This is a genomic window from Amycolatopsis sp. (assembly GCF_025464955.1).
Lineage (GTDB): Bacteria > Actinomycetota > Actinomycetes > Mycobacteriales > Pseudonocardiaceae > Amycolatopsis.
This window is the reverse complement of the sequence record NZ_JAODNM010000057.1, coordinates 33,491-59,278: the sequence shown is the minus strand read 5'-3', so window position 1 is coordinate 59,278 and position 25,788 is coordinate 33,491. Positions and strand designations below refer to the sequence as shown.

The window sequence follows — 25,788 nt, the reverse complement described above, 5'->3', positions numbered from 1 at the left end:
TCGAGGCACCGGTGGGGAGCCGGTGCCTCGATGCGGCGTCTGGGAGAGGGCCCTGACGGTTGTCAGTCGCCCTTGGCCGCGCTCGGTGTGACCCGCAGTTCGCCCTTCAGCAACCAGGCGAGGGCGAAGCTCGCGACCGCGATGACCGACGCACCGATCAGCACGCCGTGCAGCCCGTCGCTGACGGCGTGTTGGAAGGCGTCGAGCGAAGCGGCCGGCAGGTTGTGCAGCTCGGCCGGGCCGAGCCGGCCGCTGGACGAGGCGAGCGCCGCGCCGTCCCGCTGGCCGAGCCGATCGGTGAGCGTGCTCAGCAGTCTGGCCGTGTAGACCGAGCCGAACACCGCGACGCCCAGCGAGCCGCCGACGGTGCGGAACAGATTGACCAGGCCGCTGGCGGCGCCGATGTCCCGCCGGTCGATGCTGCTGAAGGAGATCATCTGGGTGGCCTGCAGGATGAGGCCGATGCCGACGCCCGCGACCAAGGTGAGACCGGACGCGACGAACACGTTGGTAGTGGTGTCCAGCACCAACAGCAGCAGGATGCCGGCGGCGGCTACCGCGCCGCCGATGATGGGGAACGGCCGGGCGTTGCCGGTGCGGGCCATTATCCTGGCGACGATCAGCTCGACGCCGATCAGGCCCGCGGTGTAGGGCAGCAGCAGCAGCAGGCCGCTCGCGGTCGGCGAGGCGTTCCGCACGTCCTGCATGTACTGCGGCAGGTAGACCATCGACCCCAGCATGGACGCGCCGACGAACAGGCCGAGCACCTGGGAGACGTTGAAGTCCCTGCTGCGGAACAGCCTGGGCGGCAGGATCGGCTCGACCGCCCGGCGCTCGACGAAGGGCAGCGCGAGCAGCAGCACGACCGCGGCCACCGCCAGCCCGACGACCTGCGGCGAACCCCACGGGTAACGGGTGCCCGCCCAGCTGGCCAGCAGCGTGATCGCCACGATGGCACCGGTCAACAGTCCGCCGCCGAGGAGGTCGATCTTTACCCCCGGCTTGCGCACGCTGGCCGGGACGCCCAGCGCGGTGGCCACCAGCGCGATCGCGGCCAGCGGCAGGTTGATGTAGAACGCCCAGCGCCAACTGGCCTGCTGGGTGAGGATCCCGCCGAGCAGCGGGCCGGCTGCCAGCGCGGCCGGCATGATGCCGCCGATGACCGCCAGTAGCTTGGCCCGCTCGGCCGGCGTGGACACCAGGTCGCCGATCAGCGCGAACGCGCCGACCATCAGGCCGCCGGAGCCGAGGCCCTGCAGCACCCGGAAGCCGATCAGTTGGTCCATGTTCTGGGACAGCCCGGCCAGGATCGAACCCAGCACGAAGATCGAGATGGACGCCGTGTAGGTGGCTCGGCGGCCGTAGAGGTCGCCGAGTTTGCCCCACAGCGGCGTGGTCGCTGAAGTGGCCACCAGGTAAGCGGTGACGACCCAGGCCAGCTGGCTGACGCCGCCGAGGTCACCGACGATCGTGGGCAGCGCGGTGTTGACGATCACCTGGTCGAGCAGGGAAAGCACCAGGCCCAGCGCCAACGCGAGGACTCCGAGGTAGTACTGCCGCTGGGTGCGCACAGGTGCGGCCGGCGCCGGAGCGGTGCCGATCGCCGAGTTGTCCGACATTGTCTTCCTTTCCGGGCGAAGTCATCTTGGTACGCCGTACGATGACAACTACGATAGCCATCTTGGTACGGTGTACGCAAGTAGCGGCCGAGTGATGGGAGAGCGAAGTGACCGAGGAGCTCGGCACCATCTGGATGCGACCGGAGCGACCGGCCGGGACAGTGCCCGGACCGCAGCGGACCTACAGCCGCAGCCAGATCACGGCGGCCGCGATCGAGATCGCCGACAGCGACGGGCTGGAGGCGACGTCGATGCGCCGGATCGCCGCGCGGATCAAGGCCGGCGTGATGTCGCTGTACCACTATGTCGGCAACCGCGACGACCTGCTCGAGCTCATGGTCGACGCGGTGGCCGGCGAGATGACCACCGCCGTCACGCCGGACATGGACTGGCGCGAACGGATCACCCTGTTCGCGCGCGAGAAGCGCGCGCTGTGGCTGCGGCACCCATGGCTGGCCACCAGGCTGGCCGGCCATCCCGTCTGGGGTCCCAACTCACTGCGCCACCAGGAGTTCCTGTTCTCCTCGCTGGACGGCTTCGGACTGCCGATGGAGCAGCTGGTCAGTTTCACCGGCCTGGTCAACGGCTACGTGGAGAGCTTCGTGCGCACCGAGGTCGGCTGGGCCGAGGAGTCCAGGCGTACCAAGGTCGATATGCAGGAATGGATACGGCAGTCGGGCCCGCACGCCCGCGCGATCGTGACCTCCGGCGAGTACCCGATGTTCGCCAGGATGCTGCTGGAGACGGACAGCCCGCACATGAAGCCGGACGAGCGCTTCCAGTACGGGCTGGACCTCGTGCTGGACAGCATGCAGGCGAGCCTGACCAATCGGTGACCGGCCGATCAGCCCGCGACGGCGCCCAGGGAGTGCAGGGTGCCGAGCGCGGCGAGCAGTGTCTGCCGCTGCGGGCGACCGCGGCGCTGCACCGCGGTGACGCTGCCGTCAGGCACGCCCGAGGCGCGAAGCGTGTCGGTGATCGCGTGGGCCAGCACCGGGTGCGGCGCGATCTCGACGAACGCACGGTGACCGTCCGCGGCGGCGGCCGCGACGGCCAGGTCCAGGCGGACCGTTCCGCGCAGGTTGGCCGCCCAGTACGCGGCCGCCGTCGCGCTGGTGCGCACCGTCGAGTACCGGCGCAGCCGCCCCGGCCGATGCGGCAGCTCGGACACCGCCGCCACCAGTTCGTCGAGCAACGGGTCCATCTGCGGACTGTGGAAGCCGATGTCGCCGGGCACCGGAAGCACACCGATCCGCTCGGCCCGCCACGCGGCCGCCACCTCGGCCACGGCGAGCCCGTCACCGGCGATCACCGATGCCCTCGGCCCCGACGCGACGGCGGCGACCACGTCCTCCCGACCGGCCAACCGCCGCTCGACCTCATCGAACCCCAGCGTGGCCAGTGCCATCGCACCCCGGCCGCCGACCCTGCGCAGCAGCAGTGATCGCCGGCAGATCAGCCTGGCGCCGTCGGCGGGCGAGAGCTCGCCGGCGGTGACCGCCGCCGCCACCTCCCCCACCGAGTGCCCGATGACGGCGGCCGGCCGCATCCCGTGCGACCGCAGCAGCGCGGCCAGGCCCAGCTGCACCACGAAGATCAGCGCATGAACCCGGTCGGAGCCACCGAGCCTGCCCAGCGCGAGCGACCGCCGCGGCGAGAAGTCGATCTCCTCGGCGAACACCGGCTCCAGTTCGTCGAGCACTTCGGCGAACGGCGGCAGCGCGATCAGCTCCCGGGCCATCTCAGCCGTCTGGCAGCCGTGCCCGGAGAACACCCAGACGGCGTTCACCGCGATGCCGGAGTGGTCCGCAGCACGGCGAGATATCCCCTACGCGTCAGGGCATCGTGGTCGGCCAGCGCGACTGCCGGATAGGAATCCGACCACTCCTGCCAGTGTCGCGCGAGTTCGAGCCACACACCCGTGCAAGCGCCGCCAGGATCGGCGACCAGCACGTCGACCCCCGCGATGGCCGCCACGGCCGGGTCAACGGTGCTGCCTAGGACGACGAGCAGACGACCGTGCGCCGCCGCCAACGAGGCCAGCCGCGCGGCCAGTTCATCGGCGTCGCCGGTCTCCTGGACGGGTTCGGCGAGTCCGAACCCGTCGCCCGCCCGGAAACCCAGCAGTACAGCCGAATCACCGGGCGAACCCGGCTGCGAGCACTCGACGATCCCGATCACCGGCCGGCGGGCGCGGCCGGTGCGCGCGTAGGCGTCGATGACCCGCAAAGCGCTGAACGGCGTGCCGATCCCCCTGCCCGCTCAAGGCGAAGCTGTGCGCCTCGTCACCGGTTCGCATGTTCAGATAGGACGCGACGGTCTGGTGGCCGTTGCGGTCCGCGTTCGCGTAGGCGAGCACGACGAGATCGGCGCCCGCGACCGGCTGCTGGTCGAGCAGCCGGTCCACCAACCCGATATGGCCGAGGTCGGGATCGGCGCCCGCTCGCGCCACGGACGTGGCGAAACCCAGTCTTAGAGCCATCTCCTGGAACCTCCGGTAACCGAGGGCGGCACGAACACCATCGCTGAGAACGTCCAGCCGAGGCCGGTGGCCAAGAACATGCTCGGCCGGCCAGGCTCGAACCTGCCCTCCTCGCGGATCGTGACGTAGTTGATCAACACGTCGGGCGCGAGACAATGGCTGTAGCGCGCGTTGTTGTCGAAGAAGCACTTCGCGAGCAGGTCTTCGCCGTCCAGCGTGCCGTTCCAGAAGGGACGGCCCTGGTTGGGCGGGATGATGAACTGGATGTCCGCCAGCGTGCAGCCGGCCGACTCGACGGCCTCGTCCATGATTTCCCGCAGCACTTTCGGCCGCATCTGCGCGGCCTCGCGAAACTGCTCCGGTGTGCCACGCAGGCCGTCGTAGTACGCGCCCCTGGTCCGCGTCGCGAACGACCGCACCTGGGCGCCCTCGCCGTCCAGGGCGACCAGACACGACGCCGCGCCGTCCGCGAGCATCACGGTGTTGATCTGCTTGGCGATCCGCGGATCGGGCTTCTCCCCCGTCACCAGCAGGACCCGCGCGTCCGGATCGCCGTCGGCGGCCAGCAGCGCGCCGGCGACGTCGATGGCCGACAGCGGGATCGCGTAGTTCTGCTGGGTAAGCGAGAACGCCGTCGCGTGGTCGAGCCCCAGCCGCTCCTTGATCTGCTGGGCGGTGTCGGGCGCCGCGCCGTTCGCGCCGTGGATCGCGTGCGCGTAGAGCACGTAGCGCACCGAGCGAGGATCGGTCTGCGCCAGCGTCTTCTGCGCGGGTGGCAGCACCAGGTCGTAGAGGTCGAGCTCCGGATCGTAGTGCATCCGCTCCAGCTCGTGGATGCGCCGGAACGCGTGGGTCTGCGCCGGGTTCAGCTCCAGCTGCGCCGCCCGCTCCTCCACCGTCACCACGCGCGGCGGGAAGAACGACTCGACGGCCTCCAGTGTGATCATTCTCGGACTCCCGCGAATGGTAGGGATGCTGCCCGGACAAGCACCTCGGCTGCTCCTGGGATCGGTGGACACAGGAAGACGGGGACACAGAAAGGCCAGGGGCGCGAGGAACAAGTCCGCGCGCCCCTGGCCTTGGAAATAGCCGCTTAAGAGTTTCTAACACGATGGCGCTCGCTCAGGGAGCAGCGTCCAGGTGCGTGAGATGCAAGGCGAAGGAGTTCCCGGTAGCTCTGTTGTACCGGGGACGACGACAACGCCGCAGATCGCGTGCCTGGACGCCGCGAGCCGAGCAGTTAGTGTGTTAGTAGCTCTTAGGCCGTGTACGGCCGCTTCTCTCGCGCGTCCCGCAACGCGTGCGCCCACCAGACGATCTGGTCGATCAGCTTCTTGGCCGCGGCGTCCGCGCCCTCGGGGCTGGCCGGCTGGCCGGGTCCGCCGAAGTCGCCCCACGCGTTGTGGAAGCTGATCATGTCGCGCACGGTGACCGCGTGCACCTCGGCGAAGACCTGCCGCAGGTGCTCGGCCGCCCGCAGGCCACCGCCCATGCCGCCGTAGGAGACCAGGCCGATCGGCTTGGCCATCCACTCCTGCATGAACCAGTCGATCGTGTTCTTCAGCCCGGCGGGCACCGTGTGGTTGTACTCCGGTGTCACGACGACAAACGCGTCCGCGGCGGACAGCCGGGCGGACAACGCGTTGCGGACCTCAAGGGTCTGCTCGTCGGGCTGCTGGCCATAGGCCGGCATGTGCAGCGGCAGCGGGAAGTCGAGCAGATCGATGACGTCGACCTCCACCGCGTCGTGCTCCTCGGCCTGACGGGCGAACCACTTCGCCACGACCGGCCCGAATCGGCCGCCGCGGACGCTGCCGATGATGACGGCCAGTTTGATCGGCTGCTCGGACATCCTTCACCTTCCTCAATGACTGTCTCGGCAGCCAGTCTCCCCTGTTTTCACTTCGTACACCGTACGACACCGTCAGTCTAGCCATCTTGGTACGGTGTACGCAAGCCGCCTCCCGGAGGCCGATCCCCGACGAGAACGGCGAGGCCGGGGCCTGCCCCGATCAGCCAGCCCCTGGTGCTCACCGTGGTAGCCGCACCAACGCGGCGACCACCGAGCCGCCGTCGTCGACCGAGGTGATCAGGGCGAACCGGCCCGCCGCCGCGGGATCCGATTCCGCGAGGCTGAGCACCGCCGCGAGCTGGAACGACCCCGACGCGGCATCCGCCTCGCCGACGAGCTCGGTCACCGGTGCCAGCAACGCCTTGTTCGGCAGCAGGTCCGCCAGCACGGCGTGCTCCGCCGCACCCGCTTCGCCGGCCGCGCCGGACGGCGCGGCCGCCCAGATCTGCTCGGGCTCGATCCCGCCGGCCGCCAGCACCTTGGCGACACACGCGCGGATCACGCCGGCCCAGTCACCGGTTGAACAGCACATCGCCTTGATCCCGACAAGGGTGGCGATCGGCGCCGCGGTTCGCTGCGTGGTCAGTGCGAACATCGCGCAACCCTCCCCCAGCGCCGACACCGGATGACCATTGGCCTGCGCTAGCCACGCGCGAGCCTCCGAGTACTCCTCGGCGGAGCCCGCGAGGACCGTGCGTGCTCGGCCGGTCAGAAGCAGCCGCCGGGCGTAGTTCAGCGCGAGCAGGCCCGCCGCGCGACCGGCCGCCAGGGGGGCGTTCGGCCCCTTGAGATCGTGCCAGATCGCGCACTGCCCGGCGGCTCCGTTCATCACCGCGTACGGGATCAGTCCCGACTCCACCCCGAACGGCTCCGCGGCCGTGAGCGAACCGCGGGTGAAGTCGATCGAGCTCTGGGCGCTCCCCAGGGCGGTGCCCAGCACGAGCCCGATCTCCTCGGCCGGCGTGCTCCCGCCGGCCTGCCTCAGCAGATCGCCGACAGTGCCGACCGCGAGCCCGGTGACCCGGTTCATCACCCGGGTACCCCTGGTACCCAGTGTCGTGCGCACGTCGAAGTCCGGCACCAGGCAGGCGCGGTCGACGGGCGCCCGCCACCGGTCCGGGTCGATCGGGGCGCTGGTGGCCCGTCCGTCGCGCACGCCGTCGGCGAACACGGCGCGACCGATCCCGAACGGGGAGATCGCCGACCAGCCGACGATGTCGAGTGTGGCGTCATTCATGTCTGGCTACTCCCGTCTTCACCGCCGGTCGGCGGTGCCGGTGGTCAGGTCCGAGATTCGGCGACGACCGCGCAGGTACCGTCGAGGTTGACCATCCGCGACATCTGGGACTGGTCGATGGTCACGTTCAGGGCCAGCTCCAGCGCGGAGAGGATCTCGATCAGCCGCATCGAGTCGGCGTCGTGGTCCTCCATGAACAGGCTGGTGTCGGTCACTTCGCCGGCGTCCACCTCCAGTACGGTGCAGACGACGTCTTTGGGATCGGCGTTCAAGCGGTGCTCCTGCAAGGACAGCAGCAACCGCAACCTGGGCAACAAGTGCCCGAGACTGGAACAGAGCAAGCACGGACAGTGGTGCTACCGCATCGAACTGCCCGCCGATCGTGGCGGAAACCGGCGCCCACGCAGGCGCAGTGGATTCGAGACAGCAACGAAGGCGCAAGAGGAGCTCGACCAAGCCAGGGACCTGCTCGCGATCGCTGACGAAGACGACATCGACATTCTGTGCAAGATCGGGGATGTGATCGCGACCGCGATCTCCGAGAAGCAGAAGTTGCCGGAGGTCGACCACGTCCGACGCCTGGTGCGTGCCGGCGCGGACGTTCTGGAACACCCGCTGATGGACGACGTTTTCACTGCCTTCCTGGCGACCAAGAAAAAGTCCGTCAGCCGCAATACGTATCGCTCGTACGAATCCCATGTACGGCTGTATCTACGGCCACATCTCGCGCACATCCGCCGAGACAAGCTCCGCGTAGCTCACCTAGCCGGGATGTTCGACGCGATCGACGAGCACAACGAGGTCATCGGCGAGTACCGCAGCAGTGGTGATCCGAAGAAGGTTGCGGCTGTGAAGTGGCAACGACCGGTCGGTCCGACCTCAATCCGGCGGATCCGCGAGACCTTACGCGCGGTACTGAACCCCGCAGTGAAAGAAGGGCTGCTGACAGTGAACGTGGCCTCGTTGGTCGAACTGCCCCCGGCCAACCGGCCGAAGCCGAAGTTGTGGACCGCGGAGCGGGTCCTGCGGTGGCAGATGACAGGAGAGATCCCGTCGCCGGTGATGGTGTGGACACCACAGCACACGGGCCACTTCCTCGACTACACCGTCAACGACCGCCTCTACCCGTTGTTCCACTTGATCGCTCACGTGGGCCTGCGCCGTGGTGAGGCGTGCGGCCAGCGCCGGACCGACACCTACCTCGACGCCGCATCACTGGAGGTGGCGAACCAGATCGTGCAATACGGCTGGGAGACCGCCCAATCGAAGCCGAAGACCACCTCCTCCGAAGGCCTGGTCGCGCTCGACGCCGATACCGTCCTCGTCTTGCGTCACCACCTCGCCGGCCAGGACGCCGACAGGGCTCGCCTCGGCAGCGACTGGGTCGACAGCGGCCTGCTGTTCACACAGCCCGACGGGAGCCCCGCTTCGCCCAGCCGACGTCACCGACCGGTTCGTCGAGCTGACCCGGCAGGCTGGACTGCCACCGATCCGACTACACGACCTACGCCATGGCGCCGCGACCCTTGCTTTGGCGGCTGGTGCCGACATGAAGGTCGTGCAGAGCATGCTCCGGCACTCCTCGATCACCGTGACCATGGACACCTACACCACCGTGCTGCCCGAGGTCGCCCTCGCGGCGGCCGAAGCCACCGCCAAGATCATCCCGCGAACAGCAACGCGACAGCTCGGGCTCGTCTCGGGCGCGGATTCGACCACAATGGACAGTCAGGAAGCGGAAGAAATGACTCCAGAAAACACAAAAGGCCAGGTCACCGTTTTAAGTGACCTGGCCTTTGAGGGTGCGCCATCAGGGACTCGAACCCCGAACCCGCTGGTTAAGAGTCGAAACCCTGAGGTGTCGGACGGTGTCAAGTGATGCCGAACAAGACCTTTTCGTCTGCTCGGAGCCGCTTTAGTAGGCCTCTCGATGTCGACAAATGCCGTCGAGTGTCGCCCTGTCCGAGACCTCTCGGGCTCCCCTCGGGCTCGTACGTGCCGGATTCTGCTGCGATGTTCACGATAGACAAGCGGCAGTCAAGTCGCAGTGGCTAACCGTCGATAAAGCGAGCGTGTCATCGACGGGGCGCCACAAGTTCAACCATGACAGCCCACGGATGGCGGCTTCCGCGCTGCGGCAGCGCCAGGTACACATAGTAGTCAGCCTGTGACAGATCGTACGGTCCATGGAGGGGAAGCTGTTGAAAATCAGCCTTGCTTCTTCGCGTAGGTGGCAATCGAGGGCTTGATGAAGTTGTTGATGGGGGTCTCGAAGAAGCGGTACGAAAGCATGGCGACGGCGACGCACGTGGCGTAGAAGGCGAGGACCAGTAGGACGCCGGTGACAGTGCCGTTGTTCCACGGCCGCAGATATTGCTGGCACACCAGGATGAACAGCCACTGGTACATGTAGATACCGAAGGTGTACTTGCCATAGGCGGAGACGCGGCCGATCAGCGAGCGTCCAGTGCCCATGCCGCGGTCCCACTTGGCGATCTCCTTGGCGGCCAGGGCGCCGATGAGCAGCACGATGGGCACGATGGTGAGCGCGGACAGGGTGAGCAGAACTGGAGCCCACAGCTCCTCCACCACGATGGCGAGCACAAGCAGGCCGGTGGGCAGCAGGACGCTCCGCATCCATCGACCGCGCAGCACCATGAGGCAGATCAGCATGCCACACAACGCTTCGAATAGGCGAGTGAGCGGGAAGACGTAGACGAGCCAGTACTTCCACTCCGACACGCTGACGAGCTGGCCGCGCTCGGTGAAGGCGGCGTTGGCGAAGACAGCGCCGTCGGGAAGAGCTATCAGCGCGATGGGAAGCAGTACGACGACTGCGACCATGCCGATCAGCGCGGCACGTAGGAATCGGTCGCTCCTGCGCGCGACGAAGCGGTATACGGCTGGGAAAACCAGGTACAGCAAGAGTTCGGTGGACAAGGTCCACGACGGAGCGTTTGCGGCCCAGTAGACGTTGTGGTCAGGTATCCACCCCGCGAGCAGGGTGAGGGTGGTCAACAGACCCGGGGGTGAAAACATGACGCCGAACAGGCACACCACAAGCGCCCAGGACAGGAAGTGCACTGGCAGGATGCGCAGCAGCCGCTTCGGCCCGAAATCCCGCCCTGGCGGTCGTCTGTCGCAGACCCAGGCCAGAATGAAGCCGCTGAGCACGATGAAGAACGACACGGCGTTGAAGCCGGCTGGGTTGAAGATCCTGTAGTACACAGCCTGCGCCGTCGGATCACTGAAGACCCGTTGGAAGGAAAGATGCGAGGCCAGGATGAAAAAGGATGGCAGGAGCCGGGCTGCAGCGATGTAGGTGAGCTGCTGGGACGGGCGGGCGACGCTACTGGTCGCTTCTGTTCTATTCGATTTGACAATGGAAACCATGGGAGACCGCCGTTTGTAGTGCTGGACTGAGACCGTGTCAGTTCAGGCGGCATCTGCCGGACAGCGGTAGCCGCAGGTGACCGCGCAGCGTCACGGCGTCGTACGAGGTGCGGAATGCACCCCGCCGTTGCAGTTCCGGCACCAGGCTGCGGGTGATGGCCATGAGGTCGTGCGGCAGAACACCGGGCCGCAGCCGGAAACCATCGAGCCCGGCGGCAAGCCAGTCGAGCAACAAGTCTGCGAGGGCGCCAGGTGTGCCAACAAATATCTCGGCGTCGGACGTAAGTTCCTTTCCTGCCAAGGAATCTAGCTGAGCCTTGCGTTGGCCAGCGAAACCCGGCTCGTCGTCGAGAAAGACGACGAGGTCGGCGAATTTCCGCAAGGGGCCGTCCCTGCCGACCCGCGCCACAGCGTCGTCGACCTGAGCGAGAATGGCGCTCACGCCGGAGCGATCATGCGGCGTGATGTACACGACGTCGGAGCCGCGCGCCGCGAACTCGTACGGCGTCGAGGCGTGCGCGAGGCTCGTCACCACCGGCTGTCCCTGCGGCGGGCGTGGCGTGATCGAGGGGCCCTTCACGCTGAAATGAGGTCCGACGAAGTCGATGTGACGCACCTTGTCTGCGTCGATGAAGCGACCCGTGGCCACATCCCGGATCTCGGCGTCCTCGTCCCAACTGTCCCAGAGCCGCCGGGCCACCTCGACGACGTCGGCGGCCTCCGCGAACAACGGCCGCAGCCGTCGGGCGATCAACTCCGAGTCGCGCAGGTCCTCGTCGGTGAGTTGGGGCGTCGTGCGACGGCCGAAGTGGTTGGCGTCGGAAGCACGTGTTGAGATCTGGGGGCGCCATCCCGCACGGCCCTTGCTGGCATAGTCAAGGGTCGCGATGGCGGTGGCAAGGGGGAACGGCTCGGTGTGCGTCACGTTTGTGGTCGGCACCAAGCCGATGCGCGTGGTGAGCGGGGCGAGGCTCGCTGCCAGGATCACCGCGTCCAGGCTGCCCCTGACCTGGTCGGTTCGGTCGTCGGGGCGGTGGAACGCGGCGGACTGCAAGCCGAGCGCGTCCTCGAAGGTAACGAAGTCGAGCAGACCCCGCTCGGCCTCCAGCACCAGGTCCGCCCAGTACGCTGCGGTGACGAGCTCGCCGGGCCGCGCGCCGGTGGCCCGCCAGGCGGCGGGATGCCAGCCGGCGCCGTCAAAGGCAACCGCGAGGTGCATCGGGTTCACAATGCCTCCTTCAGGCCGAGGTGGTCACGCAGCGTCGTTCCCGAGTACTCCTCGCGAAACACGCCTTTCTCCTGCAGCAGCGGCACCACGCGGTCCACAACGTCGTCCAGGCCGCCGGGCGTCAGGTGCGGCACGAGGACGAACCCGTCGGCGCCATCGGTCTGCACGAAGTGATCGATGGCGTCGGCGACGGTGTGCGGGGCACCGACGAAGGTGTGGCCGCCGTGCACCTCGATGACCAGCTCACGGATGCTCAGCCCTCGCTCCGTCGCGAGCCGCCGCCACCGGAGGGCCGTCTCGCCTCTGCTCTTGCGGAACGTCGAATGTCCCTTCAGGATAAGGGAATCAGGCTCAGGATCGATGTCGGGCAGCGGCCCGTCCGGGTCGTACCCGGACAGGTCGCGGCCCCAGACAGCCTCCAGGTGCGCGATCGCCGTCTGCGGGCTGATCTGGCCTTGGGAGATCTCCGCCGAGTACGCGACGGCCTCCTCGTCGGTGTCCGCGATGACCACCGTCGCGGTGGGGATGATCTTCAGCTCGTCCCGTGCGCGGCCGTGCCTGGCTAGCCGCCCCTTGACGTCCCGGTAGAAGATGCGGGCCTCGTCGAGGTTGTCGTACTTGCTGAAGATGACGTCGGCGTCAGACGCGGCGAAATCCCGGCCTTCATCGGACTCGCCTGCCTGGATAATCACCGGGTGCCCCTGCGGGCCGCGCGGCGTGGTGAACCGGCCCGAGATGTCGAAATGCCGCCCATGATGGACGAACTCCCCCGCGCCTGCGCGGACGAACTCGCCCGCCGCCGCGTCGACGCGCACGTCGCCGTCGGACCAGCTATCCCAGAGCTCACGGGTGGTGCGGAGGAACTCGGCGGCCCTGGTGTAACGGTCAGTCTCGGAGAGAAAGCCGCCGCGACGGAAGTTCTCGCCGGTGAACGCGTCGTAGGAGGTGACGATGTTCCATGCGGCACGCCCGCCGCTGAGGTGGTCCAGGCTCGCCAGCCTGCGGGCCACCTCGTATGGCTCGTTGAAGGTGGCGTTGACGGTGGCGGCGAGCCCGAGCCGGGTGGTGGTGGCAGAGAGCGCGGCGAGCACCGTCAGGTTGTCCGGACGGCCCACCACGTCCAGCTCGTACACCCGGCCCTTATGCTCGCGCAGCCGCAGGCCCTCTGAGAGGAAGAAGAAGTCGAACTTGCCGCGCTCGGCGGTTTGCGCGAGCCGGATGAACGAGTCGATGGCGATCTGGCTCGCCGACCGGGGATCCGACCACACGGTCACGTTGTGGATGCCGGGAAGTTGCGCCGCGAGGTGTACTCGTTTCTTGCCGAGGGCGGGCACGGTGCTTTCTCCTTCGGACGGGGTGGTCACGAACTGAGCGGAACCGGCGCGAGGTGGCGGACCTCGTTGTCCAGCGTCACGTCGTGGCTGTTCACCTCGATGACAACGCGGTCGCCGTCAGCGATCCGGAAACCGTCGTGGAAGCTGGCTTCGTCGGCCCCAAGCAGCACGTAGTTGACCAGCCCCGGCCTGCGCACCGCCGGGAACGAGAACAAGTGGTCCACCATGTCCTGCACGCGGAAGTACAGGGCGTCACCGCCGCACTCGAAGTCGCCCTCCCAGGCAGGCGCGCCGTCCCGCACAATGGTGGTCCGGCCGCTGACGGTGCGCGGCGGGGCGGCCAGGAAGAGCAAGGGCGCAACCGCCGTGTCGCAAAGCTTGCAGTACGGGTTGTAGCCGGGGTCCTTGCGGTGCAGGCCGATGTCGCACAGGTCGTTGCCGAAGGTGTAGCCGGCGTAGTGCGGATAGCCCTGCTCGTCGTTGACGTAGACGAGGACGACCTCAGGCTCCTCGATCAGGGCAACCGGGTTAGCGGGCACGGTCAGCGGCTCGCCGGGCATCCGCGCCCAGTCGCCGAAGCCCTTGAAGAACCACTTCGGCGGGGTGAACTCGCCATCGGGTGCGGTCTTGCCGCCCCACTTCTTCCGGTGCGTGCCCATGAAACCGCTCAGCAAGGAGTTTCCACCGGTCGTCGACAGCAGCGGCGACACCAGGCTCAGCTCCGGGTCGTCGAGGGCGACGGTGACGGCCTCGGTGCTGGCCGTGATCGCGGCCTCGAGCGTGGCAGGTGAGCCCTTGGCGGCCACGACGGCCGCCGCGAGCCTGCCATCGTCCACGCAGTACAGGGTCTGGGTCTGAGACCGGGCCCGGCCGAAGCCGACGTACCGGTTTCCCTTATACGTGGCCTCGAAGAGAGTCGGAATGGACATGAGTGGAACCTCCGGTCAGCGGAAAAGGTCGGACAGAACTTCGTCGATCCGGTCGACGGCCTCGCGCACCCACGGCAGTTGGAGCGGGTCCACGGCTTCAAGCGCAGCCATCCGCTGCTCGTCGGTATCGCCGTAGAGGCGGCTCGTCGCGGCCCGGATCCGCAGAGCGTCCGGGGCTTCGCCGAACGCCGATGCCGGGAGCAGCCCGACTCCGTGGCGTTGGCTGAGCAACCGGGCCAGGTCGTCGCCGCCGTGCACGTCGTGAGCCCGGGAGAGATGGTTGCGCAGCGGCTCGAAGTCCGGGTAGAGGTAACAGGTAGCTTGCACCGGCGCGAGAACCGCACCGGCCTTGGTGAAATGGCCGGCAACCGTGCGCGCCACAGTCTCGTGCAGCCGGCGACTCGCCGCGATGCGTTCGGCGATCTCCGGCGGCTCGCCGAACGCGTACGCGGCCGCAGCCTGGATCGGCGCGGGTGGGCTCGACCAGATCTGGCTGGCGACGGAGACGAGCCTGCTGTGCAGCGCCCGCCCGGCATCGCTGTCGGGTAGCCGGGCCACTCCCGTCCGCCAGCCGCCGACCGCCAGGTTCTTAGTCAGTCCCGTGGTGACGACGGTGCGCTCGGGCGCGGACTTGGCCGGCGACAGAGCGGGCGCGGCCGAGTCGTACACGAGGTCGCAGTAGATCTCGTCGGACACGATCACGAGGTCCAGTTCCCTGGCCACCGTGGTCAACTGTCGCACCGTCACCTGCGATGCGACGGTGCCGGTCGGGTTGTCCGGCACCGTCACCACCACCGATCGCGGGTCATGTCCTGCGGCACGCGCCGCAATGACCGCCTCCCGAAGCCGCTCCGGGTCGGGCACTCCGCCTTCGCCAGGACGGATCGGCACGGGGATGGGGCGCACTCCGATGAGCCGGGCATGGACGGGGTAGCTCACCCAACTCGGCACGGGCACGACCACATCGCCGCCGATCGCCAGCAGCAACGCGAACAGCAGGGGTTTGCTGCCCGGACCGGCCACCACCAGGTCCGAGTCGCTCACGAGACCGCGTCTCCCCCAGTATCCGGCGGCAGCGCAGCGCAACTCGGGGCTGCCTACCACCGGGCCGTAGTCGTTCTCGTGCGCTGCGGCGGCGAGCCGCTCGGCCAGCGCCGGGTGCACGGGAAGGCCGATCTCGCCGCTGGCCATCGACAGGACCCGCTCGCCCGCTTGCCGTCTGCGGGCCAGTACCTCGTCGGCGGCGAGCGTCGCCGACATCGGGATCGGGGTTGGTTCGGGCATCGGGGGCTCCAAATGATGGGAGGGTCAGGCGTACCGCTCGCGCAGCTCCGCTTTGCGGACCTTGCCGGTCAGGGTTTTCGGCAACGCCGCAAGCAGTTCCACCCGGTCCGGAAGGAACCGGGAGTCATGCCCCGACCGCAGCACGTGCGCGCGGACCTCGTCGAGCGACGGACCCTGGTCGCCACGCGGGACCACCACCGCGCAGATCACCGTCTCCCCGCCGTCGACGGGGAGCCCGACCAGCGCGGCCTCGGTGGCCTTGGGATAGCTGCCGATGACCGCCTCCAACTCGGTCATGGGGGCGGTCAGGCCGTCCCGCACGATCGCGTCGCGAGCCCGGCCGATGATGCGGATGCCGCCGTGGCCGTCGTCCCTGGCGAGATCGCCCACGTCGAACCAGCCGTCCGCGTCGAACTGCGCCGCGAACACCTCCGCGCGTCGGTAGTAGCCGAGCGCGAGCGACGCGCCGCGCACCTTGAGGCGGCCGACGAGGCCGGACTCGCCGTCGGTGCCGGGCGGGTCGATGCGGATCTGCATGGCGTCGATGGCTGCGCCGTTGCTGTGTGCCGCCCAGACTTCGGGATCCGAGGGCCGGGTCATGGTCACTGGGCCGTTCTCGGACATGCCCCACAGCGAGTACGTGCGCGCACCGAGGTTCTCGGTGATGTCGTCGACAAGTTCCCGGAGTACCGGCGCGGAGCCGATCACCACGTGCCGCAGGGTGGGCGTGGCCCGCTTGTCCGTCCGCTGCGCCGCGACCACGTCAGCGAGGGTGGCGGGCGGCCCGTAGAGCAGCGTGGCTCCGTAGCGTTCCACGAGGTCGAGCAGGTCCTCGTTGCGCCGCATGTCCTGGAAGGCGACAGTGCCGCCCAGTAGCACGCCGGCGAGCAGGCCTTGGGCGAAGCCCGAGTAGTGCACGAGCGGCGTGGACACCGCGGCGACCCAGCTGTCGTCGAGCCCGAAGGCGTCGGCGTAGCCGCGCACCGCCGAGTGGACGGTGTTCTGGCTGTGCAGCACGCCCTTAGACTCGCCGGTGGTGCCAGAGGTGAACAGCACGACGAAGGGTTCGTCTGAGGTAAGCGCCAGACCGTCGATGGCGGACCGGTTTTCCCAGTCGGTCGCGACGAAGTGCTCGTGGAAGGACGGCACGCCATCCACCACGAACACGTGCTCCAATGTGGACAGTTCGGCGCCGAGCCGCGCGCCGATCACGGCCAGCGGGTTGTCCGCCCACGCCGGCATGGTGATGAACACCCGCGCCTCGGTGAGCTCAAGGCGGCGCCGAAGTTCGTCTTCCTGACAGATCGGCGAGATCGGGCAGATGACGGCGCCGACGGCCATGCAGGCGTACATCAGCGGCGCCATCTCCCACCGGTTGGGGAGCTGGGCTGCGACCACGTCGCCGCGCCGGACGCCAAGTTCGAGCAGCGCGCCCGCGAACCGGTCGGTCAACCGGGCCAGTTCGGCGTAGTCGAGGGTGTCGGTGCGGGACTCGGCGATGCGGCGGCCCGCGATGGCGAGCTTGTGTGGGCGCTCCCGCGCCTGTCGGCGCAGGTCGTCGAGAAAGATCTCGTCCCGCCACCAGCCCAGCCTGCGGTACTCGGCTGCGAGGTTCGAGGACATGACGTGTGCGGGCACGGCCGCATCGGCCGACGCGGTCACCTGAGCACCTGCCTGCGGGCGGCGAGCAGCTCCGGCAGCGGGTCGCCTGCCTGTGCGGCAGCGATTTCGAGTAGATCCCTGGTGTTGCGCCGCACGCAGTCGCTGATCCAGTCGAACACCCATGCCTTGCGCGCTTGCGCGGCCAGGTCGAACGGCACGACCCTGGTGACGGCCAGTGCGGCAGACCCTGCCCCGCCGATGTTGGCGATCACGCCGGGCACCAGGACCGCGCCGGACGCGGCGACCTTCTCCTTCGCCGTAGCGCATGAGGCGATGTTCGCGCCCTCGACCACCAGGCCTGCCCGCAGCCGGTCGGCGTTCTCGGCGTTGAGCGCGTGCTTCTGCGCCGCGAGGACCAGGATGTCCGCGTCAACGCCCAGCCAGGCGTCCTGCTCGGTGGTGACGGTGACGTCCTGCGGCAGCCGGGACCGGTCGATGCAGCCGAACTCGTCGGTGATGGCGGTGAGATCGGCGACCGGCAGCCGGTCTGCGCTGATCGTGCCCAGCACGTCGGCGACACCGACAATGACATGCCCGCGTTCCTCAAGGAAACGCGCGACCGCGCGACCAACCGCGCCGAAGCCCTGGATCACCACACTGGCCGGGCCGGTACCGCCGCCTGCATCCAGCGCCGTGACCGCGGCAACCCCAACGCCGTGGCCGGTGATGTCGATCAGGGGGTTGTAGTACGTCTCCCAGTCGAACGGCAAGTCCTTGGCTCCCGCCCGATGGCGCGGGTCGTAGCCGGCCTCAGCGAAGAAGACGCCCCGGTCCGACGGTGTCACGCCCATGTCGATACCGAGGTGGATGCCGCCGTGCAGCAACGGTTTCACGGTGCGGCCGAAGGTGCGGAAGGTCCGCTCGCGGTCGCCGCCGTCGGCGACGATACCGGCCTTCGCGCCGCCGATGCGCAGCCCGGCGAGGGTGAACTTGTCGGTCATGTCGCGGGCGAGACCCGCCACTTCCTGCTCGGTCACCCCGGTGGTCATCCGGGTCCCACCCATCGCGAGGCCGTCGACGAGGCTGTCGACAACCACCCAGCCCTTGATGGCGCCCCCGCTGCCGTTCAGGTGAACGGTGCACGCGGGCGCCTGTTGGTCTTGCAGAACGTTCATAACCAAGTCCTTCTCTAAATGGAGTAAGCGGGTCACTGGTAGAGCTCCGCGAAGCCGCGGAGGATCTCCAAGCCATCGCTGCGGAACTCCAGGTGCGCTTGTGAGCCGAATATGCGGCCGTCCTCTGAGCGCAGGAACTCCACCGGCGCGTGCTCGGAGTGGCCGATGGCACGGAAGCCTTCGGGGGCCTGCTTGAGGTAGAGCGTGTGCCGGTGGAAGACAGTCACCGTCGGCTTCACGTGTGTGAAGAGCGACTCCTGGTTGTCCACCTGCACCTGGTATCCGCCGATGCGCTGGGGCCCGTCGGCCAGCTGCCCGCCTGCCGCGACCGCGAGGATCTGCATGCCGCCGCAGATCCCGAAAACCGGAACGTCCGTGCCCATGACCAGGTCGATGAGCGGCCGGTAGTAATCGGTGTCGTAGGCCCGAACCTTGGTGCCGCTCAGGACGATCGCCTGGTAACGACCGTTCACCCCGGATGGCACCTCGGTCGATTCGACAGTCTCCGTATCCGAGCCCAGCTCCTCGAATCGGCCGCGCAGTTGCTTCAGGGACAGCGTTCTGTTGTTGACGACTAACACACGAGATCGCGCCACGTGCCTGCTCCTCACATTCGCGTGATGACGGTTCCGGTGTGGTCGGCGAGCAAGTCGGTGACCGGTGCGCTGCCGATGACAACGCGAGCCACCCCCTGGTCGATGGCCTCGCCCGCGGCCCGCAGCTTCTTGCGCATGCCGCCGGTCGCGCCCTTGTCGCGGAACTCGGCCGCCGCACCAGCCGAGATCCGCCGCACCGGCTCACCGTCGATGAGCAGGTGCGCGACATCGGTGACCAGGACAAGGTCGGTGGCACCGACACCGGCGGCGATGGCCGCGGCTGCCCGATCGGCGTCGGTGTTCACCTCCTGGCCAACGGTGTTGCGGGCAAGCGGCGTGACGAGGTAGGCGTGGCCTGGCTGGAGGTTCTTCAACGCGGCGGGGTCAACTCCTGTGATCGGGCCAACCAGGTTGTCCAGTTCGACGAGTTGCTTGTCCAGCCACCACCAGCGTTCGCCCTCACCCACGCTGACCAGGCCGTCACTGCCGAGCAACCGCTCAGCAGTGATGCCGCGCCGTTCCAACCGGCTGATGACGTCCTTGCCGATGCCTGCGCTGACCGCTCTGATGTCCGCGATGACCTCCGGCGTGGTCCACCGGCTCTGGTTGCCGTAGCGGTCGCGCAAGATCGCCGACGGCTCACGGTAGCGGGGGTTGAGCCGCTTCAACGGCTTGGACCAGCCGTGCACCAACACCAGCGGGTTCGACTGACCATGCCCGGCCAGGTCGTCCCACCAGGCGCCTGCCAGGTCGTCGAGACAGCTGCCGCCGAGCTTCACCACGGTCGGCGGCAGATACCGAGGTGTGCTCATGCCGGCATCACCGGCTGCATGGTCAGGCCCATCTCCTCTGGCAGTCCAAACCGCTTGTTCACGGCCTGCACGGCCTGACCCGCGGCGCCCTTGACGAGGTTGTCCAGTGCAGCAAGCACGACAATGCGGCCGTCGTCCTCGTCGTGCATAACCGTCACGTCGCAGAAGTTGGACCCGAGGACGACGTGCGGGTCGGGCACCGGGATCAGCGTCTCGGTGTGCCGCCGCACCCGCACGAATGGATGTCCCTTGTAGAACCGCAGGTACGCTCGCTGGAGTTCGCGCGGATCGAACTCCTGCCCTGCGAACACATACGAGCTGGTGAGCAGGCCGCGCACGTGTGAGACGCCGTACGCGGACATGCTCAGCGAGCCGATCTTGCCGGGCCTGGCCTGCTCGAGGAAGTCGCGGACCTCGCCGGCATGCCGATGCCCTGTCGGCGCGTACGGCGTGATGGCACCGTTGCGGTACGGATGCAGTTCCCCGGTGCGCAGCTGCGCACCACCGCCGCTTGAGCCGCTCTTTCCGTCCACCACAACGGTCTTCAGGTTCAGGCCGAGGCCAAGGGTGAGCGGCGCGAGGCTTAGCGTGATAGCGGTGGCGTAACAACCGGGCAGCGAGATCAACGGTGCGTCAACGAGCCGGTCGCCGATCAGCTCAGGCACGCCATACACGAAGCGGTCCACCAGATCCGCGCGTCGCTTGACCTTCGGATACCAGCGGTCGTGCAGCTCGGGCGTGCGGATGCGGAACGCCCCACTCAGGTCGACCACCGCAGGCACGCGGTCGGCCAGCAGTGCGGCCAGCTCCGCTGAGACTGGCGCCGGGGTGGCCAGGAACACCACGTCGACTCGGTCGGCGATCTCCTCGGTGACTGGCTGCACCGTCACGCCGAGGTCAAGGCGCAGGCCAGGGTGCAACTCGGCGGGCCGCTTACCGATGCTGGTTGAGCCGCCGAGAAAGGTCAGCTCCAGCTCGGGGTGCTGGGTGATCAGTCTGATGAGCTCGCCACCGGCAAGTCCGGAGGCGCCGACAACTCCGGCACGGATCACTGCACTAACTCCTTGAGGTACCGGCCGACGGCCGACGGGATGTCGGCGCCTGTCGTCGAGGCAACGCCCCTGAAGCCGGGCGCATGGTTGACCTCGTTGACGACATAGCCGTCAGCGGTGCGGAAAAGGTCCACACCATAGATGCCTGCGCCGAGCTCGGCCGTAACGCCGTCGATGAGCTTCAGCACGTCGGGATCGTGCTCGACAGCGCGGTAGTTGTTGCCGAGCGCCACGTTGTTCCGCCAGTCGACGCCGCCGCTGCTGAACTCCGCGGCGGCGACCAGCTCGCGCCCGACCACCAAGCAGCGCACCGAGGTGCCGTCGCCGATGTAGGGCTCCAGCAGGCAGGCCTGCTCGAACGCGTGCCCGAGGTCCTCGACGTAGTCATAGACCGACTGGGCGACGTCGGCGTGACGGAGCAGCGTGACCCGCTTGCCCATGCCGCCGAAGACGGGCTTCAATACCAGCGGCAACGGCAGTTCGTCGAGTGCCTGCTCGAAGTCCTTGCGAGACAACACAAGTCGAAACTCCGGCACCGGAATGTCCTTAGCGCCCAGCATGGCGCGCAGGGTCGCCTTGTTCTCACAGGTGTGGATCGCCTTGGCCGTGTTGAGTGTTCGCACCCCAGCCGCCTCGGCCTGGGTGGCGATCAGGCCGCCACGCGTGTAACTACGGCTGCGGACCAGTGCAACGTCGTAGTCCCGCAGGGCCGGCGCTGCTGGGTCGCCGAGGCACAGTGACTCGTCGTTGACCCAGTCGACGTGCAAGCCGAAATCAGGGCCGACGTCGATGAGCCTGCGTTCTTCCCAGCCGATCCGGTCCGCGACGATGGCGATCTTGTTGCCCATCACTGGCCCCAGTCGCGCAGCTGGACCTCGATCATGCGCAGGTCCAGCCTGCCGTCCTGGATGTCCTCGACCCGCAGCGTCAGCAGACACTCGGGGCAGGACAGGGTCTCGCCCTCGACAATCGGTGGCACCGTCAGGTCGGTCTCGCACTCGGGGCAGCTGCCGGCGAGAGTGGAAGCGGTCATGATCAACTCCTGTTTGTGCCGCGGTGGAATGGAATTTGGTTCAGGCAACCTGGAAGTCGATGACGGCCTTGCGGATCGCGTCGCGGTCCAGCAGGGGACGGCGGTCGCGCTCTTGCCGTGCGACGAGCCACGGAGTGAAGGCCTCAACGTCGACCTCCACACCTGAGTCTGCGAGCGCCCACCTGACCAGGGCCGGCGTGAGCCGGGTGCGGACCCTCAGCTCGCGCGCGTTGCCAACGAGTTCGGCAGGCAGCGTCTCGTAGGCTTCCGGGTGGCTGAGCTGACCAGGCAGCTCGTAGGCGAAGGCGTGCGGCGTGGTCGGTCCCGACTGGAACGCGTCACCGAGTCCCGATCCGTTGAGCGCAACCCTGGACAGCTCAGTTAGGTGGGTCAGGTCGAAGCGGGTGTCGCCGTGGATGACTCGCAGCGAGGTGAGCAGCTCGGCCAGTGGCGCGTTGCCGCCGCGCTCGCCGATGCCGCCGACCGTCGCTGAGATCCACTTCGCGCCGGCGCGGACGGCGGCCAGCGAGTTGGCGACGGCCATGCCCAGCATGTTGTGCGAGTGAATCTCGATTTCCGAGTCGTCGATCTCGGTGATGCCGCCGATCACGTCTTCCATCTGCCACGGCGACAGGTAGGCGACCGTCTCCGCGAGCCGGAAGCGGTCAGCACCAGCCTCGAAGCCGCTGGCCACGTAAGGCACCAGCCGCTCCTTCGGCGTGCGGGCGCCGTCCTCGCCGCTGAAGGTGACGTGGAAACCGCGGTCCTTGGCCTGGGAGATCGCCGAGCGGGCCAGGCTCTGCAAAAACTTCAGACTGGGCGAGCCCAGCTTCAGCTCGGCGTGCTGCGCCGAGGTGGGAATGGAGTACATGATGTGGCGGACCCCGAGGCGCTCCGCCTCGTCCAGCGCCGTGGTGACCTGCTGGCGATCCCGCACGACAACCAGCGTCATGCTGTGCTCGGGGCCGACGGCCGCGTGCACGGCCTCGACGAGGTCCGCGTCCTTCGAGTTCGGGCCTGCCACCATGCCCACCTCGACCAGCTCGACGCCGGTCTTCACCAACAGGTCCGCGATAACCGCGGCGTCGGTGGGGCTGAACTCGACGCCCGCCATGTGGGCGGAATCCCGCAAAGTGGCATCGGAAATGCGGGGAAGTATTATTGCCGACATCGCCATCGACTCCTTCCAGATAGGTCGTGGAATCGGACTTAAGAGGTTCGGCGAGTACGAGATCAACTCTCCTTCATCCGATGGGGAAAATCAAGGCTCCGCGGGTCAGATCCAGGTCAGGGAATGTCAGGCAGTGTCAATCCAGGAAAGGAACGTGAGCAAGCCGTCAAATCTGCCGCAGCCGTCGGAGGTCACGACGATGTGGGCCTTACCGTGTCGGCATGGACCTTTTCTCACTGCCCAGATTGGGAGTTGTCGTCCCGCCGGAGAACCCCACCGCAGAGCCGGAATTCAATTACCTGCTCGGCGCCGCCGTAAATGTGTACGCCACCCGTTTCCCGACCACTCCCGGAATCGGGCTGAGAGAGATGCTCGAAACGTACAACGACGTGCTGCCGGACACCCTCGCCGGTTTCGGTGGCATGCGCCTGCAGGCCGCCGTAGTAGCCTGCAGCGCCTCTCACTACCTGCTGGGCCCCGACGGCGACCGGGCCTTCTGCGACGACCTGTCCTCGGGCGCCGGCTTCCCCGTGCAATCGTCGACACAGGCGATCCTCGCGGCGTGCGAGGCGCGCGGCGTGACCCGACTGACGCTGGTGTCCCCGTATCAGCCCTGGCTTACCACAATGTCACGCGAATTCTGGGAGCGAGCCGGCCTCACCGTCGATGACGTTGTGCTCGTGCCTGCCGCGGGGGACGACCACTTCGACCCGTACGAGGTGACCACCGAGGCCATCATGGGGCGACTGCGAAATCGCAGTTTCGGCGACGGGACCGCGTTGTTGTTCACCGGCACCGGAATGGGCACACTCGCAGCTGTGTCGCAGCTCGCCAACGACGACGAGGATCGCACCCTGCTGACCTCGAACCTGGCCTCGGCCTGGTGGGCGGCGCGTACGGTGCACGCGGGCACCGACTCGGCGCACCCGCTGCTGCGCAGGCTGGACCGCCAGCCCGCGTAAAAACGACAGCGGCCCGGGGAACAACTCCCCGGGCCCCTACCACCGTGATGATCAGCCCGCGGACTTCGCAGGCGTGCCATATCCGTGCCCCATCCGGTAGCCGACGCCGCGGACCGTGATGATCCACCTGCTCGACCCCAGCTTGGACCGCAGGCTACTCACGTGAGTGTCGATGGTACGGCTGGTGGTTGCCCAGTTCGTCCCCCACACGCTGGCCATCAGTTCCTTGCGGGACACCACGGAATCCGGTTTCGCGGCCAGCGTGCACAGCAGCTCGAATTCCTTCGATGTGACATCGACGCGCTGGTCGTGTACGCGGACCTCACGGGTCCGCTGGTCGATGTGCAGCGGCTCGATGGAAATGGTCTCCCGCGCGGGCGATTGACCGCGGGCCCGACGCAACACAGCCTCGATCCGCGCCCCGACCTCGCGTATTCCCGAAGTTTTCGCCACGCAGTCGTCCGCACCTTCCCGCAGGGCGAGTACGCGCTCCAACTCGTCGTCACGATGAGTGCGGGCGATCAGCGGAATATCACTGCCGTTCCGCATAGACCGGCACACCTCAAGCCCGTCGATATCGGGCAGGTCAAGAGAGAGCAACACCAGATTAGCCTCGCGATATGCCGCCAGGGCATGTTTTCCGGTGTTAACGCTTCGGACGGCGTATCCCTGCCGACGTAGTGCAAACACCACCGATTCAGCCGCGCAGGCGTCGCACTCAACTACAAGTATGTTCTTCATTTTCTTCGGCCCCCGTCAGTGTGCGGTTCTGGCCAGTTTCGTGGGCTGCGTTGCCGACATCGCCGGGAGGACGTCGTCCGCACCGCGCAGGTTCTGAAAGGCGTAGGCCGCCGAGGTCATCGTCATGTGGTGGTGCCAGCCTGGAAAGGAACGGCCCTCGAAGTCCGACGCGCCGAAATGCTCATCCAGCTCGGCGACCGTCGCCAGCGCGGCAACCCGGGCCCGCACCAGCGAGAGCACCTCGCCGACGCGCCGGTTGGTGAAGCCGGTGATCCAGTACCGGGAGGGTCGCTGCCGATTCGGGTCGGGCCACTCAAGCACACGAACCATGCGGGACTTGCCATCGGTGAAGGTGTCGTGCAGCGGCAGCCGCACCGACGCCGCGTAGATCTCCACCGGGTTAGAGCGGCCGTCTGCCGCCTGCCGCGTCATCATGTGCGACTGTTGACCCCGCCGCGTTTCCATCAGAGCGCCCACCGTAATCACGCTGGGACGCCCGGTGACCACCAGCTGGCCGGGGTCGACCTCACAGGCGAAGTCCAGATGCCGCCGGACCAGACCCGCGAGTACCCCGGCGGCGTCGTCGCACCGCGTGAGATCCAACATCCACGGCACATTCGGCAGCCCCGGCTCCGCAGCTGCGTTGTCCGCGTAGTCGAGCACGTAGGCGCCGACGGGGCGGCTGGCCTCCGAGTCCGGGATGCGGGCGCGGCTGCGGAGCTCACCATCCCAGTCCCAGGTGTCCTTGAGCACGAGGCTCCAGTCCACCGGGAAGCAACCCGCGTCCGTGGCCAGGAAGAAGCCCAGTGAGCGCTGACAGTTGATGGTGCGCGTGGTGGCTGCGTCCAGCCTGCGGTGCACGCCGACGGAGTGCTCGCCGCGCTTGGGAGTGATCAGTTCGGCGACGGTCCACGCGTACGGCGTGGTGTTCGCGGCGATCCGCAGTGCGAGCCTGCGGCGCACAGGCTGCCAGTCCCATGGGCTGGCGTTGATGAAATGGTGCAGCCCGTTTGCCGTCGCCTGCGGCAGCCGCGCTGCGTAGGCTTGTTCGAGCGGTGCCTTCCGGGCGCTGCCGCGGACCAGGCCGTTCAGATAGGCGCGGGCCCAACGATGTTGTTCCACCCGATGGAGGGACGTGAATACGTCCTCTACGAATGTTCGCACCCGGACACCGTCGTCTATCGCGGTTGTGCATAACTGGCTTACCGACATTTGACGTAGCCCCCAAAACTCGTCGCCGCCCACCATTCGGTTCGAGCGCGTCTAGTACGGTTCAACGTACCGGC

26 protein-coding genes are annotated in these 25,788 nt (G+C 67.8%); 3 read left to right on the top strand and 23 right to left on the bottom strand.

Annotated features, from left to right (window positions below):
* Positions 1-62: 62 nt before the first annotated feature.
* Positions 63-1,619 carry an MDR family MFS transporter gene (locus tag JWQ81_RS12940; protein ID WP_297541028.1) on the bottom strand — a complete coding sequence of 519 codons (1,557 nt, stop codon included), beginning with the start codon at positions 1,617-1,619 and terminating at the stop codon, positions 63-65.
* A 107-nt stretch (positions 1,620-1,726) separates the two neighbouring features.
* Here JWQ81_RS12940 and JWQ81_RS12935 point away from each other — a divergent pair, with 107 nt between their 5' ends.
* The gene (locus JWQ81_RS12935; protein WP_297541026.1) at positions 1,727-2,455 is read left to right on the top strand and encodes a TetR/AcrR family transcriptional regulator; all 729 of its coding nucleotides are present in this window, start codon (positions 1,727-1,729) and stop codon (positions 2,453-2,455) included.
* Between the two features lie 8 nt (positions 2,456-2,463).
* Here the strand turns inward: JWQ81_RS12935 and JWQ81_RS12930 are convergent, their stop codons facing one another.
* From JWQ81_RS12930 to JWQ81_RS12900, 7 genes are all read right to left on the bottom strand, one after another.
* A complete protein-coding gene (locus tag JWQ81_RS12930; protein ID WP_297541024.1) occupies positions 2,464-3,408 on the bottom strand; it encodes an acyltransferase domain-containing protein in 945 nt (314 codons plus the stop codon).
* Entirely contained in the window at positions 3,405-3,848 is a 444-nt protein-coding gene (locus JWQ81_RS12925) for a hypothetical protein (protein WP_297541022.1), read from the bottom strand. Before JWQ81_RS12925 ends, JWQ81_RS12930 begins: the two co-directional genes overlap by 4 nt.
* Entirely contained in the window at positions 3,757-4,101 is a 345-nt protein-coding gene (locus JWQ81_RS12920) for a hypothetical protein (protein WP_297541020.1), read from the bottom strand. The genes JWQ81_RS12925 and JWQ81_RS12920 overlap by 92 nt, the downstream gene beginning before the upstream one ends.
* Positions 4,092-5,048 carry a 3-oxoacyl-[acyl-carrier-protein] synthase III C-terminal domain-containing protein gene (locus JWQ81_RS12915; RefSeq protein WP_297541018.1) on the bottom strand — a complete coding sequence of 319 codons (957 nt, stop codon included), beginning with the start codon at positions 5,046-5,048 and terminating at the stop codon, positions 4,092-4,094. The genes JWQ81_RS12920 and JWQ81_RS12915 overlap by 10 nt, the downstream gene beginning before the upstream one ends.
* Positions 5,049-5,359: 311 nt before the next feature.
* Positions 5,360-5,953: an NAD(P)H-dependent oxidoreductase gene (locus JWQ81_RS12910; protein ID WP_297541016.1), complete on the bottom strand. Its 594-nt coding sequence runs from the start codon at positions 5,951-5,953 to the stop codon at positions 5,360-5,362.
* A gap of 178 nt (positions 5,954-6,131) precedes the next feature.
* Entirely contained in the window at positions 6,132-7,190 is a 1,059-nt protein-coding gene (locus JWQ81_RS12905) for a beta-ketoacyl synthase N-terminal-like domain-containing protein (protein ID WP_297541014.1), read from the bottom strand.
* Positions 7,191-7,234: 44 nt separating this feature from the next.
* A complete protein-coding gene (locus JWQ81_RS12900) occupies positions 7,235-7,462 on the bottom strand; it encodes an acyl carrier protein (RefSeq protein ID WP_297541012.1) in 228 nt (75 codons plus the stop codon).
* Positions 7,463-8,352: 890 nt separating this feature from the next.
* Between JWQ81_RS12900 and JWQ81_RS44890 the strand changes: the two genes are divergently transcribed.
* Positions 8,353-9,069 carry a tyrosine-type recombinase/integrase gene (locus JWQ81_RS44890; protein WP_366942285.1) on the top strand — a complete coding sequence of 239 codons (717 nt, stop codon included), beginning with the start codon at positions 8,353-8,355 and terminating at the stop codon, positions 9,067-9,069.
* A gap of 329 nt (positions 9,070-9,398) precedes the next feature.
* Here JWQ81_RS44890 and JWQ81_RS12890 read toward each other — a convergent pair whose 3' ends face one another.
* The 13 genes from JWQ81_RS12890 to JWQ81_RS12830 are packed head-to-tail and all read right to left on the bottom strand — an operon-like array spanning position 9,399 to position 22,799.
* Positions 9,399-10,583 carry an acyltransferase gene (locus JWQ81_RS12890; protein ID WP_297541008.1) on the bottom strand — a complete coding sequence of 395 codons (1,185 nt, stop codon included), beginning with the start codon at positions 10,581-10,583 and terminating at the stop codon, positions 9,399-9,401.
* A gap of 37 nt (positions 10,584-10,620) precedes the next feature.
* Positions 10,621-11,802, bottom strand: a complete 1,182-nt coding sequence (locus tag JWQ81_RS12885; protein ID WP_297541055.1) for an LLM class flavin-dependent oxidoreductase — start codon at positions 11,800-11,802, stop codon at positions 10,621-10,623.
* A gap of 5 nt (positions 11,803-11,807) precedes the next feature.
* Positions 11,808-13,175, bottom strand: a complete 1,368-nt coding sequence (locus JWQ81_RS12880) for an NtaA/DmoA family FMN-dependent monooxygenase (protein ID WP_297541006.1) — start codon at positions 13,173-13,175, stop codon at positions 11,808-11,810.
* Positions 13,172-14,074, bottom strand: coding sequence for a hypothetical protein (locus tag JWQ81_RS12875; protein ID WP_297541004.1), 903 nt, complete (start codon positions 14,072-14,074; stop codon positions 13,172-13,174). The genes JWQ81_RS12880 and JWQ81_RS12875 overlap by 4 nt, the downstream gene beginning before the upstream one ends.
* A 15-nt stretch (positions 14,075-14,089) precedes the next feature.
* Complete coding sequence (locus JWQ81_RS12870; RefSeq protein WP_297541002.1) at positions 14,090-15,358, bottom strand: pyridoxal phosphate-dependent aminotransferase; 1,269 nt, start codon at positions 15,356-15,358, stop codon at positions 14,090-14,092.
* Positions 15,359-15,382: 24 nt separating this feature from the next.
* Positions 15,383-17,020, bottom strand: a complete 1,638-nt coding sequence (locus JWQ81_RS12865; protein WP_297541000.1) for an AMP-binding protein — start codon at positions 17,018-17,020, stop codon at positions 15,383-15,385.
* Positions 17,017-18,135 carry a Glu/Leu/Phe/Val dehydrogenase dimerization domain-containing protein gene (locus JWQ81_RS12860; RefSeq protein ID WP_297540998.1) on the bottom strand — a complete coding sequence of 373 codons (1,119 nt, stop codon included), beginning with the start codon at positions 18,133-18,135 and terminating at the stop codon, positions 17,017-17,019. Before JWQ81_RS12860 ends, JWQ81_RS12865 begins: the two co-directional genes overlap by 4 nt.
* Before the next feature lie 32 nt (positions 18,136-18,167).
* Positions 18,168-18,731 (bottom strand): type 1 glutamine amidotransferase, encoded by a 564-nt coding sequence (locus tag JWQ81_RS12855; RefSeq protein ID WP_297540996.1) that lies wholly within the window; start codon positions 18,729-18,731, stop codon positions 18,168-18,170.
* An 11-nt stretch (positions 18,732-18,742) separates the two neighbouring features.
* The gene (locus tag JWQ81_RS12850) at positions 18,743-19,543 is read right to left on the bottom strand and encodes a hypothetical protein (RefSeq protein ID WP_297540994.1); all 801 of its coding nucleotides are present in this window, start codon (positions 19,541-19,543) and stop codon (positions 18,743-18,745) included.
* Positions 19,540-20,595, bottom strand: coding sequence for an N-acetyl-gamma-glutamyl-phosphate reductase (gene argC, locus JWQ81_RS12845; RefSeq protein ID WP_297540992.1), 1,056 nt, complete (start codon positions 20,593-20,595; stop codon positions 19,540-19,542). Before argC ends, JWQ81_RS12850 begins: the two co-directional genes overlap by 4 nt.
* The gene (locus JWQ81_RS12840) at positions 20,592-21,443 is read right to left on the bottom strand and encodes a RimK family alpha-L-glutamate ligase (protein WP_297540990.1); all 852 of its coding nucleotides are present in this window, start codon (positions 21,441-21,443) and stop codon (positions 20,592-20,594) included. Before JWQ81_RS12840 ends, argC begins: the two co-directional genes overlap by 4 nt.
* Positions 21,443-21,628, bottom strand: coding sequence for a hypothetical protein (locus tag JWQ81_RS12835; protein ID WP_297540988.1), 186 nt, complete (start codon positions 21,626-21,628; stop codon positions 21,443-21,445). Before JWQ81_RS12835 ends, JWQ81_RS12840 begins: the two co-directional genes overlap by 1 nt.
* Positions 21,629-21,668: 40 nt before the next feature.
* Entirely contained in the window at positions 21,669-22,799 is a 1,131-nt protein-coding gene (locus tag JWQ81_RS12830; RefSeq protein ID WP_297540986.1) for a hypothetical protein, read from the bottom strand.
* A 221-nt stretch (positions 22,800-23,020) separates the two neighbouring features.
* Here JWQ81_RS12830 and JWQ81_RS12825 point away from each other — a divergent pair, with 221 nt between their 5' ends.
* The gene (locus tag JWQ81_RS12825) at positions 23,021-23,761 is read left to right on the top strand and encodes a hypothetical protein (protein WP_297540984.1); all 741 of its coding nucleotides are present in this window, start codon (positions 23,021-23,023) and stop codon (positions 23,759-23,761) included.
* Between the two features lie 51 nt (positions 23,762-23,812).
* Here JWQ81_RS12825 and JWQ81_RS12820 read toward each other — a convergent pair whose 3' ends face one another.
* Positions 23,813-24,502, bottom strand: coding sequence for a response regulator transcription factor (locus JWQ81_RS12820; RefSeq protein WP_297540982.1), 690 nt, complete (start codon positions 24,500-24,502; stop codon positions 23,813-23,815).
* Between the two features lie 15 nt (positions 24,503-24,517).
* Positions 24,518-25,714 carry a transposase gene (locus JWQ81_RS12815; RefSeq protein ID WP_297540980.1) on the bottom strand — a complete coding sequence of 399 codons (1,197 nt, stop codon included), beginning with the start codon at positions 25,712-25,714 and terminating at the stop codon, positions 24,518-24,520.
* Between the last annotated feature and the right edge of the window lie 74 nt (positions 25,715-25,788).